Raw genomic sequence first — 14,037 nt, 5'->3', positions numbered from 1 at the left:
GGGAACCTGTTGTCGCTCGTGTCCGACTCTATGCCGGCGCCGCTTTATGCGCGCGTCAAGCAGCACATCAGCAGCAAGATTGCTGATGGTAGCTGGCCGCCCCATCATCGTGTGCCGTCGGAGACGGAGCTGGTGGAGGCGCTTGGGGTGAGCCGGATGACGGTGCATCGCGCGTTGCGGGAGTTGACGGCGGAGGGGATGTTGGTGCGGTTGCAGGGGGTTGGGACGTTTGTGGCCGAACCCAAGCGGGGGACTGCGCTGTATGCGGTCAACAATATTGCCGATGACATTGCTTCACGCGGGCATCGGCATCGGGCGCGGGTAATCAGTCTGGGTGAGGAGCGCGCCGGGCCGGCGCAGGCGGCGGCTTTGGATGTGGCGCTGGATCAGCGGGTGTTTCATTCGGTGATCGTGCATTACGAGGATGATGTGGCGATTCAGTTGGAGGATCGGTATGTCAATGCTGCGGTGGCGCCGGATTATCTGGAGCAGGATTTCACTCGGGACACGCCCTATCAATATCTCTCGCGCGTGGCGCCTTTGACTGAAGGCGAGCATGTGGTTGAGGCGGTGTTGGCGTTGCCTGAGGAATGCGGGTTGCTGAATATTGAGCGGGGCGAGCCTTGTTTGCTGATTCGGCGGCGGACGTGGTCTGCGGGGCGAGTGGTGACGTCGGTGCGGTTGGTGCATCCGGGGTCGTTGCATAGGTTGGAGGGGAGGTTTACGTCTTAGCGGTTTTGCGGGCTTGGATGTCGATAATCGATGGCACGTGTTGCTGGTGACATGTTGTCGTTGTTGAACCGCTTGGTTCCGCCCTCCTGGGCGGGTCACTTTTGTCCGAGCGACAAAAGTGACCAAAAGCGCGTCGCCTGAGCGGCTGGCTATCAAGGGGGCGCTTCTGGTCGGAGGGCTTTGGTTTCCGTGCGGCGCCCACCGACTGCGTTCTACTCCGCGAGCGTTCTTGAGCCCGTCACCGGCGTCGTCGCTGTGCGAGCGCAGCGACGCACTTCCCGGCGCGCGCGCCTCGCCCCAGCTGATGCGCCGCGCGCAGCGCAGCCGTAGGCGTTGACGCGATCCCCAGTCAGCAGGCGGCCTACGCCCTGCATGGGGATCGTTCAAAAGTGGGCCTTCGCAAGGCACTGTCACTCACTCACATAGAAACGGAAATCACCGCCGCCCGAACCACCAGCAGCGCCGGGCCGTCGAGCATCGACAAGACGTAACCCGTAGCGCACACCTCTTCCCACCTCTACCCAAAAACCACCCCAATCCACCCCCAAATCCGGGAATACCCCAATTCATCCATACTTGTATATACAAGACTATACATGCCTATGCGTCGCCGATAAAACCCAGTGCGCCGCCCCGTCCAAAGCTAGGCCCCAAAGGAGCACCCCGTGACCACCCCCACCCGCTTCCGCGACACCGAAATCCGCGCCCCCCGCGGCACCAAACTCACCGCCAAGAGCTGGCTCACCGAAGCCCCCTTGCGCATGCTGATGAACAACCTCGACCCCGAGGTCGCAGAAAACCCGAAAGAACTCGTCGTCTACGGCGGCATCGGCCGCGCTGCCCGCAACTGGGAATGCTACGACCGCATCGTCGAAGCCCTCACCCGCCTGGAAGACAACCAGACCCTGCTGGTCCAGTCCGGCAAACCCGTCGGCGTGTTCCAGACCCACCGCGATGCCCCCCGCGTGCTGATCGCCAACTCCAACCTGGTCCCCCACTGGGCCAACTGGGAACACTTCAACGAACTCGACGCCAAGGGCCTGGCCATGTACGGCCAGATGACCGCCGGCAGCTGGATCTACATCGGCAGCCAGGGCATCGTGCAAGGCACGTATGAAACCTTTGTCGAAGCCGGCCGCCAGCACTACAACGGCGACCTGAAGGGCCGCTGGGTGCTGACCGCTGGCCTCGGCGGCATGGGCGGCGCGCAGCCGCTGGCCGCGACGCTGGCCGGCGCCTGCTCGCTCAACATCGAATGCCAGCAAAGCCGCATCGATTTCCGCCTGAAGACCCGCTACGTCGACGAGCAAGCCACCGACCTGGACGACGCCCTCGCCCGCATCGACCGCTACACCTCGCAAGGCAAGGCCATCTCGATCGCCCTGTGCGCCAACGCCGCCGAAGTCCTGCCCGAGCTGGTGCGCCGCGGCGTGCGCCCGGACATGGTCACTGACCAGACCAGCGCCCATGACCCGCTCAACGGCTACCTGCCGGCAGGCTGGAGCTGGGACGAATATCGCGAGCGCGCGCAGCGCGAGCCGGCGGTGGTAGTCAAGGCCGCCAAGGCCTCGATGGCCGCGCACGTGCAAGCCATGCTCGCGTTCCAGAAGATGGGCGTGCCCACCTTCGACTACGGCAACAACATCCGCCAGATGGCCAAGGAAGAAGGCGTGGCCAATGCCTTTGACTTCCCCGGCTTCGTGCCCGCGTATATCCGCCCGCTGTTCTGCCGCGGCATCGGCCCGTTCCGCTGGGCCGCGCTGTCGGGCGATCCGCAGGACATCTACAAGACCGACGCCAAGGTCAAGGAACTGATCCCCGATGACGAGCACCTGCACCGCTGGCTCGACATGGCGCGCGAGCGCATCAGCTTCCAGGGCCTGCCGGCGCGCATCTGCTGGGTGGGACTGGGCCTGCGCGCCAAGCTGGGCCTGGCGTTCAACGAGATGGTGCGCAGTGGCGAGCTGTCGGCGCCGGTCGTGATCGGCCGCGACCACCTGGACTCCGGCTCGGTCGCCAGCCCCAACCGCGAGACCGAGGCCATGCAGGACGGCTCGGATGCCGTGTCCGACTGGCCGCTGCTGAACGCGCTGCTCAATACCGCCAGCGGCGCGACCTGGGTCTCGCTGCACCACGGCGGCGGCGTCGGCATGGGCTTCTCGCAGCATTCCGGTGTGGTGATCGTGTGCGACGGCACCGATGAAGCTGCCGCCCGCATCGCCCGCGTGCTGCACAACGACCCTGCCACCGGCGTGATGCGCCATGCCGACGCCGGCTACCAGATCGCCGTCGACTGCGCACGCGAGCAGGGCCTGGACCTGCCGATGTTGCGCGACTGACCCCCGCGGCCGACAAGAGCCGTTGTGCCGAGCCGGGCCGCTGAGCGCGCCCGGCCAACTCCATTCCCCCCTTTTAGGATTACGGAGACACCCATGTCCATCGACACCACCGCCGGCGTGGCGGTCGCGGCGCCGCAGCCGCAGCTGTCACGCACGCGCGCCATTGCCGCCATCACCATCGGCAATGGCCTGGAGTTCTACGATTTCGTGGTCTACAGCTTCTTTGCGACGCTGATCGGCCGCCTCTATTTCCCCGTCGACAATCCCACCGGGCAACTGCTGATGTCCTTCGCCACCTTCGGCGTCGGCTTCCTGATGCGCCCGCTCGGTGGCCTGCTGATCGGCATGTACGCCGACCGCGCGGGGCGCAAGCCGGCGGTGGCGCTGACGCTGTGGCTGATGGGCCTGAGTTCGCTGATCTTCGTGGTGACGCCGCCGTACGCGCAGATCGGCATCCTGGCGCCGATCATGGTGGTGGTGGCGCGACTGGTGCAAGGCTTTGCCATCGGTGGCGAGATGGGCGCATCGACCGCGCTGCTGCTGGAATACGCCGATGACCGCACGCGCGGCTTCTATACCGCGTGGCAGCCGTTCAGCCAGGGACTTGCTGCACTGCTGGGCGCGATTACCGGGCTGGTGCTGAGCAATCTGCTGGCGCCGGCGGAACTGGAAGCCTGGGGCTGGCGCCTCGCCTTCCTGATCGGCATCCTCGTCATCCCGGTCGGCCTCGTCATCCGCCGCCGGCTGGAAGAAACCGCCACGCCCGTGCGCCACGGCGAGCACGCCGCACAATGGCCGCTGCTGCGCCGCCACGGGCGCGAGATCATCGCCAGCATCCTGCTGATGATCGGCCTGGCCTCGTCGACCTATATCGTCGTGTACTACCTCAGCAACTACGCGGTCAGCGTGCTGAAGATGCCGCTATCGCTGGGCATCTGGGCGGCGTGCGTCGCGGCGCTGGTGCAGGTGGTGCTGTCGCCGTTCGCCGGCTGGCTGAGCGACCGCATCGGCCGCAAGACCGTGGTGCTGTGGTCGCGCGTGGCGCTGCTGGTGATGATCTACCCGGCCTTCGTGCTGATCAATGCCGAGCCGTCGCTCACGCGCCTGCTCGTGGTGGTGGGCTGCCTGTCGGTGCCGATGTCGATGACCGCGCCGGCCTCGATGGTGCTGGTCAGCGAGGTGCTGCCGCAGCGGCTGCGCGCCACCGGGCTGTCGATCGCCTATTGCGTGGCGATCGCGATTTTCGGCGGCTTTGCGCAGTATTTCTCGACCCGGCTGATCCAGGTCACCGGTGATGCCAATGCGCCGGCTCTGTACGTGATCGGCTGCGGGCTGGTGTCGCTGATCGGGCTGGCGATGGTGCCGGAAACGCTGGGGCGCCGCTTGAAATGAGCGAGCTTGCAACACTGGCGGCGCCGCTGGCACCGGATACGGTCTGGCGCGGCCGCCGCGATGCTGGCGAGGCGGGCGACACCCGCCGCCTGTTCGAGATCGTCGCGGGGTGCGCCACGGCGCGCGAGGCAGGCGTGCCGGTGCTGCTCGGCTTCTGCTGCGATGCCGGCGTGCTGCGCAACCAGGGCCGCCCCGGCGCCGCCGGCGGTCCGCGCGAAATCCGCCGCGCGCTCGCCGGCGTGCCGGCCCACGGCATCGGCCGCTTTATCGACGGTGGCGATATCGACTGCGAAGGCGATGCGCTGGAAGACGCGCAGCAGCGGCTGGGCGCAGCGGTCGCCGCCGAACTGGCCGCGGGCGCGTTCCCGCTGGTGCTGGGCGGTGGTCATGAAGTGGCTTGGGGCACGTGGCAAGGGCTGCGCGCGCACCTGGATGCGCGGGCTGACCGCGGCCGCGTGCTGATCGTCAACCTGGATGCCCACTTCGACCTGCGCAGCAGCCGGCCCGGCAGCTCGGGCACGCCGTTCGACCAGATTGCCACCGACTGCCTGCGCCGCGGCGACCGCTTCGACTATGCCTGCCTGGGTGTGAGCCGGCTCGGCAATACCGCCTCGCTGTTCGCACGCGCCAACGCGCTGGGCGTGCGCTATGTCGAGGATGTCGACATGCAGGAACGCCACCTCGAAGCACGCCTGGCCGCGCTGGACGAGTGGGTGGCCGACGCCGACCACGTCTACCTCACCATCGACCTCGACGTGCTGCCGGCGGCCGTGATGCCCGGGGTCTCGGCCCCGGCTGCCTATGGCGTGCCGCTCGCCGTGGTCGAGGCCATTACCACGCGGTTGCGCGACAGCGGCAAGCTGCGCGTGGCGGATATCGCCGAATTCAATCCCCTCTATGACCGCGACGGCTGCGGTGCGCGCGTGGCGGCGCGGCTGTGTTATCGGCTGCTCGGCGGCTAGCGCAAACCCCTCCTTTTCAGCCGTCCCAAAGCCCCTCGCCACCGCCCTCCGGCGGCCCCGGCGGGGGCGCCTCACCCGTCACTTCCCGCTCCGCCCCAACAGGTAATCTTGCGTGCCAGACTTGCGCAAATCCACGGGTTAACACCTAGAACGCCGTTCGGGTTTCCGAACGCCACCCTCGCAAGACAGTCCGGATTCCCGAACTGTGCGCCGGAAGCACATCATTTTCTCCTTTTGATTCAACGAGTTGCAGGGCAGCCGAGACCCCTCCCAGCTGGCACGGCGCGTGCAATATAGGCCGCCGCTAACAGCGCCCAACAGGTCGGCCGGCACGTTTCCCAGCGTCCCGGCCCATGCCAAAAAACAATGGAGGAAACACATGACTGACCCCGCCTTGCCCACCCCCCAGATCGCCGCCCCGGCGAACCGCAGGCACCTGTTGCCGCGCTGACAAAACACACGGCCGGCCCGGCGCCCCAAACGCCGTCCAGCCTTCCCGCAATACAGACGCCCGCCCCTGCATCAACACTCGCGAGGGAACGGACGCACAGGCCTGATCCACGATGAAACTGAATCGACTGCCCACCCTGATCTTCATTGCGATGCTGCTCGGCGTGCTGGTCGGCACCGCCGCGCACAACATGGCGCCGGACGCCGCCACCGCCAAATCGATTGCGGACCACCTGTCCATCCTGACCGACGTGTTCCTGCGGATGATCAAGATGATCATCGGGCCGCTGGTGTTCGCCACGCTGGTGGCCGGCATCGCCAGCATGGGCGACGGCCGCGCCGTGGGCCGCATCGGCCTGAAGGCGATGATGTGGTTTATCGCGGCCTCGATCACCTCGCTGCTGCTCGGCCTGGTGATGGCCAACCTGCTGCAACCGGGCCACGGCATGAACCTGCCGTTGCCGGCCGCTGACGCCGCCTCGAACCTGAAGACCGGCGCGCTGAACCTGCGCGACTTCATCGCCCACATGTTCCCCAAGAGCTTCGCCGAGGCGATGGCGCACAACGAGATCCTGCAGATCGTGGTGTTCTCGCTGTTCTTCGGCTTCGCGCTGGGCACCGTCAAGGACGGCGTGGGCAAGCCCGTGCTGCAAGCCATCGAGGGCCTGGCCGAGGTGATGCTGAAGGTCACCAACTACGTGATGGCGTTCGCGCCGGTGGGCGTGTTCGGCGCGATCGCTGCGGTGATCACCGCGCAGGGCCTGGGCGTGCTGGCCGTGTACGCCAAGCTGCTGGGCAGCCTGTACCTGGCGCTGGCGCTGCTGTGGGTGGCGCTGATCGCCGGCGGCTACTTCTTCCTGGGCCGTGACGTGTTCCGCCTGCTCAAGCAGATGCGCACCCCGCTGATGATCGGCTTCGCCACCGCCAGCAGCGAATCGGCCTACCCGAAGGTGATCGACCAGCTGACCCGTTTCGGCGTCAAGGAGCGCATCACCAACTTCGTGCTGCCGCTGGGCTACTCGTTCAACCTGGACGGCTCGATCATGTACACCTCGTTCGCCGCGCTGTTCGTGGCGCAGGTGTATGGCATCGAGCTGTCGCTGACCCAGCAGATCACCATGCTGCTGGTCCTGCTTATCACCAGCAAGGGCATCGCCGGCGTGCCGCGTGCTTCGCTGGTGGTGGTCGCCGCCGTGCTGCCGATGTTCGGCCTGCCGGAAGCCGGCATCCTGCTGGTGCTGGGCATCGACCACGTACTCGACATGGGTCGCACCGTGACCAATGTGCTGGGCAATGCGATTGCCACCGCCGTCGTCGCCAAAAGCGAAGGCGCCATCGGCGCGCCGGTACCGTCCGAGGAGGATGAACCCGTCGCGGATACCACCACCGGCCTGGCATCTGTCCAGGTCGTGGCGGGCAAGTAACAGCGTCCGCCAGGCGTGCCAGGGCCCGGTTGCCGACGAGGCAACCGGGCCTTTTTGCATTCGCGCGCAGGAACTGGCCGCTTCGGTGTGGTAAAAGTAGGCACCCGCGCCGGCCCCCTCGCCACCTGCTTGCGGCGCGGCGGCTATGCCACCTGCCTTACCCAACACCTGATGACCGGCCCGCTACACCCTCCCGGCGGCACCACCCGCTCGCCCTCCTCCGATGCAGCGTCCGCTGCCGGCACTGCCGGCGCCCCGGGCCTGGCGCGCCTGCCCCACGGCCTGCGCGGCGCTGCCCCGCTGCTGGCCTTGCTGGCGCTGGCGTTGCTGGTGGGCCTGGCGGGCGCGCTCGGCTACCGCTACAGCTATGACACCGCGCTGGCGCGCCAGGCCGAGCGTGGCCAGGTGCAGCTGCGCCTGTACACCCAGGCGCTGGAGAGCGAACTGGCGCACTACGACTACGTACCCGGCCTGCTGTCGCTGGACGAGCGCATTGCCGCGCTGCTGCTGCGCCCGGACGACCCCGCGCGCGCGGCGCGCGCCAATGACTATCTCGCCGCCCTCAATACCCGCGCCGGCACGCGCGTGGTCTACGTGCTGGATGCGCACGGCAAGGTGCTGGCCACCAGCAACTGGCAGCGCCCCGACAGCTACCTGGGCGAGGACCTGAGCTTCCGCCCCTACTTCCGCGCGGCCATGGACGGCCAGCTGGGGCGCTTCTACGGCGTGGGCACCACGCGCAGCGAATCCGGCTACTACCTGTCGGCGCCGCTGGGCGAGCGCGACAATCCGGCCGGCGTGGCGGTGGTCAAGATCGGCCTGGAGCCGCTGGAGAACCGCTGGCAGGGCGCCGACAGCCAGATGCTGCTGACCGACGAGAACGGCGTGGTGATCCTGGCCTCGGACCCGTCGTGGAAGCTGGCCGCGCTGCGCCCGCTGTCGGCCGAAGCGCGCGAGCGGCTGTCGCGCAGCCTGCAATACAACCGCGCCCCGCTGCCGCAACTGCCGCTGGAGACAGTGCGCAAGCTCGCCAATGGCAATGGCGGCAGCAGCGATGAACTGGTGCGCCTGCGCCGCGGCCCGCCGATGCTGGCGCAGCACGCCGCGCTGCCCGGCACCGACTGGCAACTGACGCTGCTGACCAATACCTCGCAGGCGCGCGTGGCCGCGCTCAACACCGCCGCGCTGGCGGGCGTGCTGACCGCCTTCGTGCTGCTGCTGGGCGCGGCCTGGAACGTGCGCCGGCGCATCGTCAACGAACGGCTGGCGGCGCGCGCGGCGCTGGAAGCGGCCAACAGCGAGCTGGAGCGCAAGGTGGCCGAGCGCACCGCCGACCTGTCCGCCACCAACCAGCGCCTGCAGGCCGAGGTGGCCGAGCGCATCCGCGCCGAGACCGTGCTGCGCCAGGCGCAGGACGGGCTGCTGCAGGCCGGCAAGCTGGCCGCGGTGGGCCAGATGTCGACCGGCATCGCGCATGAGCTGAACCAGCCGCTGGCGGCGCTGCGCACCATTTCCGGCAATACCGGCAAATTTCTCGAGCGTGGCGACTATGGCACGGTGCGCGCCAACCTCGACACCATCATCGGCCTGGTCGAACGCATGGGCCGCATCACCGGCGCGCTCAAGTCGTTCGCGCGCAAGTCCGGCAATGGCAAGCGCCAGGCCCGGCTGGCCGAGGCGGTGGACAACGCGCTGTTCCTGCTGCAGACCCGCGTGGACGCGGTCCAGCCCGAGCTGCAGCGCGATATCGACCCGACGCTGGCGGTGGTGTGCGATCCCAACCGCCTCGAGCAGGTGCTGGTCAACCTGCTCGGCAATGCGCTCGATGCCGTCTCCGGCAAGCCCGGGCCACGCATCGCGCTGCACGCGCACATCGGCGGAGGCATGGTCCACCTGACCGTGCGCGACAACGGTTCGGGCCTGTCGGAAGACGCCTTCGCGCGGCTGTTCGAACCGTTCTTCACCACCAAGCCCGCCGGGCAGGGACTGGGGCTGGGCCTGACGCTGTCGGCCGGCATCCTCAATGAAAGCGGCGGCAGCCTGTCCGCCACCAACCACCCCGACGGCGGCGCCTGCTTTACGCTGGTGCTGCCGCTGGCGCCGCAGGACGCCACCTCCAAGGACGCATCCCATGCCGGCTGAGCTGACCGTACTGATCGTCGAGGACGATGCCGACGTGCGCCTGGGCTGCGAGCAGGCGCTGCGCCTGGAAGGCATCGCCACGCGCGGCGTCGGCAGCGCCGAGGCCGCGCTGCGCGAGGTCGGCCCCGGCTATGCGGGCGTGGTCGTCAGCGACATCCGCCTGCCCGGCCAGGATGGCATGGCGCTGCTGGCGCAACTGCGCGAGCGCGACCCGGCGCTGCCGGTGATCATGATCACCGGCCACGGCGACGTCGGCCTGGCGGTGCAGGCGATGAAGCAAGGCGCCTACGACTTCCTGGAAAAACCATTCTCGCCCGAGCAACTGGTGGACGCCACCCGGCGCGCGCTGGAACAGCGCCGCCTGGCGCTGGAAGTATCAGAACTGCGCGATCGCCTGGCCGGACGCGAGAAACTCGAAACTCGCCTGATCGGCCATTCGCCTGCGGTCGAGCGGCTGCGCCGCCTGATCGCCGACCTCGGCGGCACCGACGCCAACGTGCTGATCCACGGCGAGACCGGCACCGGCAAGGAACTGGTGGCGCGCTGCCTGCACGAGTCCAGCCAGCGCCAGGCGCGCAACTTTGTCGCGATCAACTGCGGCGGGCTGCCCGAGCAGCTGTTCGAAAGCGAGATTTTCGGACACGAGGCGGGCTCGTTCACCGGCGCTGCGCGACGGCGCATCGGCAAGATCGAGCATGCCGAGGGCGGCACCCTGTTCCTCGATGAAATCGAGAGCATGCCGATGCCGTTGCAGATCAAGCTGCTGCGCGTGTTGCAGGAGCGCGTGGTGGAACGGCTCGGCTCCAACCAGCCGGTGCCGGTCAACGCACGCGTAGTGGCCGCCACCAAGGCTGACCTGCGCTTGCTGTCCGATGCCGGCCAGTTCCGCGCGGACCTGTACTACCGCCTGAACGTGATCACGCTGGAACTGCCGCCGCTGCGCGAGCGGCGCGAAGACGTGCCGGCGCTGTTCGAACACTTTGTCGCGCAGGCCGCGCTGCGCTTCGGGCGCGAGGCGGTGCCGGCCACCCCAGCCGAGCTGGCCGCGCTGGTGGCCTACCCGTGGCCAGGCAATGTGCGCGAGCTGCGCAACCTGGCCGAGCGCCACGTACTGGGGCTGGGCTGCAACCCGGGCCACGGCACCACCGCACCCGAGGCCCTGCCGCTGGCGCAGGCGGTCGAGCAGTTCGAGCGCGCGCTGATCGCCGACGCCATGCGGCGCCACGACGGCAACCTGAGCCGCGCCAGCGAAGCGCTGGGGGTGGCCAAGACCACGCTGTTCGACAAGGTGCGCAAATATGGGTTGCACGGGTTGTAAGCCAACAGTAAACCTGGCCCTGCATCCTCGCTGCCGGCGATCCATCACGGCATGACAAGACATTTCTGAAGCGACTGCTGAATTTCGGACAGCGGCCGCGGGCGTTGCGGCGCGCCGGGGAACCACCTCGGCACGCCGGTGTCTGCGTTACTGTCGCTGCCCCACACCCCCTCGGTACAAATGTGCGGTGAAGTACAAAGGTGCGACGGAATATAGTTTTTTCTTACTAATAGACTTGCCTTTGCGGCATATTATGGGCTTCCGGCAAATCCGGACCCGAGGCAATGCAAGTTGCGGAAATAGCTGCAACCCCGGGAAATGACAAAAACGTCAAATCAAAAATAAACAGCCGTCCGGCCGGCGGGGAGCGGGCCAGGACACAGGGTCAGTCAACCATTGGCAGTAACGAACACGCGGCGCAGGTGCCTGGCGCCACGCGCGCCCTCCCGGCGCGACTGCCTTCAGGACTACGGGTGATTGGATGAAACTGGATCCGGCACTGGCTGAAAAGCCTTACTACAGCACGCGAACAGCGGCAAAACTGCTCAATGTCTCATTGGGCACCGTACAAAAGATGGTCGAACGCGGCGAACTCGGCGCGTGGAAAACCAACGGCGGCCATCGGCGCATCCACAAGGAAACCGTGCATCGCCTGCTGGCGACGCGCATCGGCCACGAACCGGCATCGCCGCACGGCCTGGACCTGGTGGTGTTCCATCCCAACCACCAGGAAGCGCAACGCATCCACGGCCAGCTCGGCAAGTGGGGGCTGCCGCTCAAGAGCGTGGTGGTCGATGACGTGCTCGACACCGTCATCACCTCAGTCAGCGAGCATCCGCGCGTGGTGCTCTACTACGTCGACGAACTGAACGACAACGAGTCGGCCACCATCGAGAAGCTGCAGAACTTCTTTGCCAGCCAGCACGTGATCTTTGCGGTGATCACCAACCGGCAGGCCTATGACGGCGTGGCCGACGCGCTGCAGCACTGGGGCATCATGGTGTTCCTGAAGACGCCGTCGCTGGAAGAGGTCAAGGGCTTCCTGCGCGCACAGCTGATGATGGGGCGCGCCCCCTGAGGCTGCGCAGCGCCATCGGTCAACAAGAAGAGACCAGGGGCCACGCAGGCCCCTGTTTGCCGTTGGCCTCAGGCCACCGCCACGTGGCGCGGCGGTGCCAGCCCCGCTTGCCCGTCGGCCTGTGCCATCATCCAGCCGTACAGGTTGCGCGGGTCGGGCGGCATCGCCACCAGCTCCACCGCCCTGCCCACGCGGTGCGCGTGCGCCGCGGCGTAAAGCCAGCGCAGCGCGGCATAGTCTTCCAGCGCAAACCCCACTGAATCGAACACCGTCACCTCCTCCGCTGTGGCGCGTCCGGGCGCATGACCGGCCAGCACCTGCCACAGCTCGGTCACCGGCGACTCCGCCGCCAGCTGCTGGATCTCGCCTTCGATGCGGGTCTGCGGTTCGTACTCCACCACGATGCGCGCGTGACGCAGGATATCCGGATGCAGCTCGGTCTTGCCAGGGCAGTCGCCGCCGACCGCGTTCAGGTGCATGCCCGGACGGACCATAGCCGGCGTCAGGATGGTGGCGCGGGTCTTGTCGGCAGTGACGGTGGAGACGATGTCGGCGCCGGCCAGCGCCGCCTCTGTCGACGCGGCCGGACGGATCACCAGCCCCGGAACACCTGACAGGTTGCGCATCAACCGTGCCGTGGCGGCCGGATCGATGTCATAGGCGACAATCTCGCGCACACCCAGCATGGCGTGAAACGCCAGTACCTGGAATTCCGCCTGCGCCCCGTTACCGATCAGCGCCATGCTGTGCGCGCCGGGCCGGGCCATGGCGCGCGCGGCCAGGGCCGAGGTAGCCGCGGTGCGCAGCGCGGTGGCCAGCGTCAGATCGGCCAGCATCAGCGGAAAGCCGGTTTCCACTTCGGCCAGCAGGCCGCACGCCATCACCGTGGGCATGCCGTGCTGCGCGTTGCGCGGATGGCCGTTGACGTACTTGAACGCGTACTGGATGCCGTCGCTGACGGGCATCAGCTCAATCACGCCACGCGCTGAATGGCTGGCCAGGCGCGCGGACTTGTCAAAGGCATGCCAGCGCAGGAAGTCCTGCCGGACCTGCTCGGCCATCTGCACGATGGCGGCCTGCGCGCCGATGGCGGCCACCAGGCGGGCCACGTCATTGGCGTCGAGGAACAGCGACCGGGCGGAATCTTTCATAATTGTCTCCATGGGCTGTCTGTGCCGTGCGTGGTTTTCAGGCGGCCACCGCGGCGATGCCCGGACCGCTGCTGCGGTCCAGCCGCAGCGTCATGCAATACGCGCCACCGCCGGACAGCATGAAGGGCGACAGGTCGACCTCGTGCAGCGTGTAGCCGCGCCGGCCCAGTTCCGTGCGCAGGTGCGGCGTGGTACGGGTCATCACCACCTGGTCGTTCAGGTTGACCGCATTGACGCTGAAGTGGCGCAGGTCGTCCGCGGTGGCCTCGATGCGCAGCCGTGCCGGCACGCGTGCGCGCAGCTCGCGCAGCGCGGCTTCGCTGAAGGCGGGCGGGTAGTACAGCACTTCGCCGCCGGACAGCGGGCAGAAGCACACGTCGAGGTGGTAGCTCTGCTCGGTGGCCAGTTCCAGTGCCACCACGTCCTTGCCGAAGTAGTTCGATACGGCGGTGGCCGCCTCGTGCGACGAGCGTGGCCCGAAGCCGGCCCAGAAATGGCCGCGGCTGGCGTCCCAGATGCAGTCGCCCGCGCCTTCCTGGAAACAGCCTTCGGGCAGCAGCGCGACCTCGTCGAGCAGGCCGCGCTCGCGCAATGCGCCAAAGATCGTGCCGAACGGGGCTTCTTCGCCGCGCCGCTGCGGGTAGCGGAAGCGCGCCAGCAGCGCGCGGCCGTCGAGCACCACCGCGGCGTTGGCCGGGAACACCATGTCGGGCAGCCCCGGCGCGCCGGCGGCCACCTCCACCGCAAAGCCGGCCCGGGCCAGCGCCTCGCGCAGCGCATCGAAGGACTCCATGGCGCTGCGGTGCATGCCGCGCGGGTCGCGCGCCCAGGCGGCCGGGTCCATCCACGGATTGATGCTGTACGACACGTCGTAGAAAGTCGGCTCGACAAGCAGGATCGTGGGGGTGTTGATCACGGTGGCTCCTTTTTTCGTGATGGCGGTTGGGAAAGAATTCGGTCGATTGAATTCTCGGGCAGGCTGGCGCTAACTAATAGCCAGCAATATGCGCAATTTGCGCCTACCATTCAGCAAATCGCCAGATCACTTT

Annotated in this window: 10 protein-coding genes; 8 read left to right on the top strand and 2 right to left on the bottom strand. The window is 67.6% G+C overall.

The window, feature by feature from the left end; genetic code table 11:
• The first annotated feature begins 30 nt into the window (after window positions 1-30).
• From hutC to AC10V3_RS03450, 8 genes are all read left to right on the top strand, one after another.
• Window positions 31-732, top strand: coding sequence for a histidine utilization transcriptional repressor HutC (gene hutC / locus AC10V3_RS03485; protein ID WP_374063668.1), 702 nt, complete (start codon window positions 31-33; stop codon window positions 730-732).
• Window positions 733-1,397: 665 nt separating this feature from the next.
• Window positions 1,398-3,071, top strand: a complete 1,674-nt coding sequence (gene hutU / locus AC10V3_RS03480; RefSeq protein ID WP_349605679.1) for a urocanate hydratase — start codon at window positions 1,398-1,400, stop codon at window positions 3,069-3,071.
• 93 nt (window positions 3,072-3,164) lie between these two features.
• Entirely contained in the window at window positions 3,165-4,463 is a 1,299-nt protein-coding gene (locus tag AC10V3_RS03475) for an MFS transporter (RefSeq protein WP_349605678.1), read from the top strand.
• Window positions 4,460-5,425 carry a formimidoylglutamase gene (gene hutG, locus AC10V3_RS03470; RefSeq protein WP_022533786.1) on the top strand — a complete coding sequence of 322 codons (966 nt, stop codon included), beginning with the start codon at window positions 4,460-4,462 and terminating at the stop codon, window positions 5,423-5,425. Before AC10V3_RS03475 ends, hutG begins: the two co-directional genes overlap by 4 nt.
• 563 nt (window positions 5,426-5,988) lie before the next feature.
• Window positions 5,989-7,299, top strand: a complete 1,311-nt coding sequence (locus AC10V3_RS03465; RefSeq protein WP_349605677.1) for a dicarboxylate/amino acid:cation symporter — start codon at window positions 5,989-5,991, stop codon at window positions 7,297-7,299.
• Window positions 7,300-7,470: 171 nt separating this feature from the next.
• Window positions 7,471-9,441: a sensor histidine kinase gene (locus AC10V3_RS03460; RefSeq protein ID WP_022533784.1), complete on the top strand. Its 1,971-nt coding sequence runs from the start codon at window positions 7,471-7,473 to the stop codon at window positions 9,439-9,441.
• Entirely contained in the window at window positions 9,431-10,759 is a 1,329-nt protein-coding gene (locus AC10V3_RS03455; RefSeq protein ID WP_349605675.1) for a sigma-54-dependent transcriptional regulator, read from the top strand. The genes AC10V3_RS03460 and AC10V3_RS03455 overlap by 11 nt, the downstream gene beginning before the upstream one ends.
• A gap of 481 nt (window positions 10,760-11,240) precedes the next feature.
• Complete coding sequence (locus AC10V3_RS03450; RefSeq protein WP_022533782.1) at window positions 11,241-11,837, top strand: helix-turn-helix domain-containing protein; 597 nt, start codon at window positions 11,241-11,243, stop codon at window positions 11,835-11,837.
• A gap of 68 nt (window positions 11,838-11,905) precedes the next feature.
• Here the strand turns inward: AC10V3_RS03450 and ocd are convergent, their stop codons facing one another.
• Both ocd and AC10V3_RS03440 read right to left on the bottom strand, forming a co-directional pair.
• Window positions 11,906-12,988 (bottom strand): ornithine cyclodeaminase, encoded by a 1,083-nt coding sequence (gene ocd / locus AC10V3_RS03445; protein ID WP_022533781.1) that lies wholly within the window; start codon window positions 12,986-12,988, stop codon window positions 11,906-11,908.
• Window positions 12,989-13,025: 37 nt separating this feature from the next.
• Window positions 13,026-13,904: a dimethylarginine dimethylaminohydrolase family protein gene (locus tag AC10V3_RS03440; RefSeq protein ID WP_349605673.1), complete on the bottom strand. Its 879-nt coding sequence runs from the start codon at window positions 13,902-13,904 to the stop codon at window positions 13,026-13,028.
• Window positions 13,905-14,037: the final 133 nt, after the last annotated feature.

The sequence above is a fragment of the Cupriavidus sp. PB-02 genome (assembly GCF_058252315.1).
The sequence above is the reverse complement of the archived record's forward strand: the minus strand, read 5'-3'. Positions and strand labels throughout refer to the sequence as shown.

Coding starts and splice junctions, on each gene's coding strand:
- hutC (WP_374063668.1), top strand. CDS start 31: ATGCCGGCGCCGCTTTATGCGCGCGTCAAGCAGCACATCAGCAGCAAG.
- AC10V3_RS03475 (WP_349605678.1), top strand. CDS start 3,165: ATGTCCATCGACACCACCGCCGGCGTGGCGGTCGCGGCGCCGCAGCCG.
- hutG (WP_022533786.1), top strand. CDS start 4,460: ATGAGCGAGCTTGCAACACTGGCGGCGCCGCTGGCACCGGATACGGTC.
- AC10V3_RS03465 (WP_349605677.1), top strand. CDS start 5,989: ATGAAACTGAATCGACTGCCCACCCTGATCTTCATTGCGATGCTGCTC.
- AC10V3_RS03460 (WP_022533784.1), top strand. CDS start 7,471: ATGACCGGCCCGCTACACCCTCCCGGCGGCACCACCCGCTCGCCCTCC.
- AC10V3_RS03455 (WP_349605675.1), top strand. CDS start 9,431: ATGCCGGCTGAGCTGACCGTACTGATCGTCGAGGACGATGCCGACGTG.
- AC10V3_RS03450 (WP_022533782.1), top strand. CDS start 11,241: ATGAAACTGGATCCGGCACTGGCTGAAAAGCCTTACTACAGCACGCGA.
- ocd (WP_022533781.1), bottom strand. CDS start 12,988: ATGAAAGATTCCGCCCGGTCGCTGTTCCTCGACGCCAATGACGTGGCC.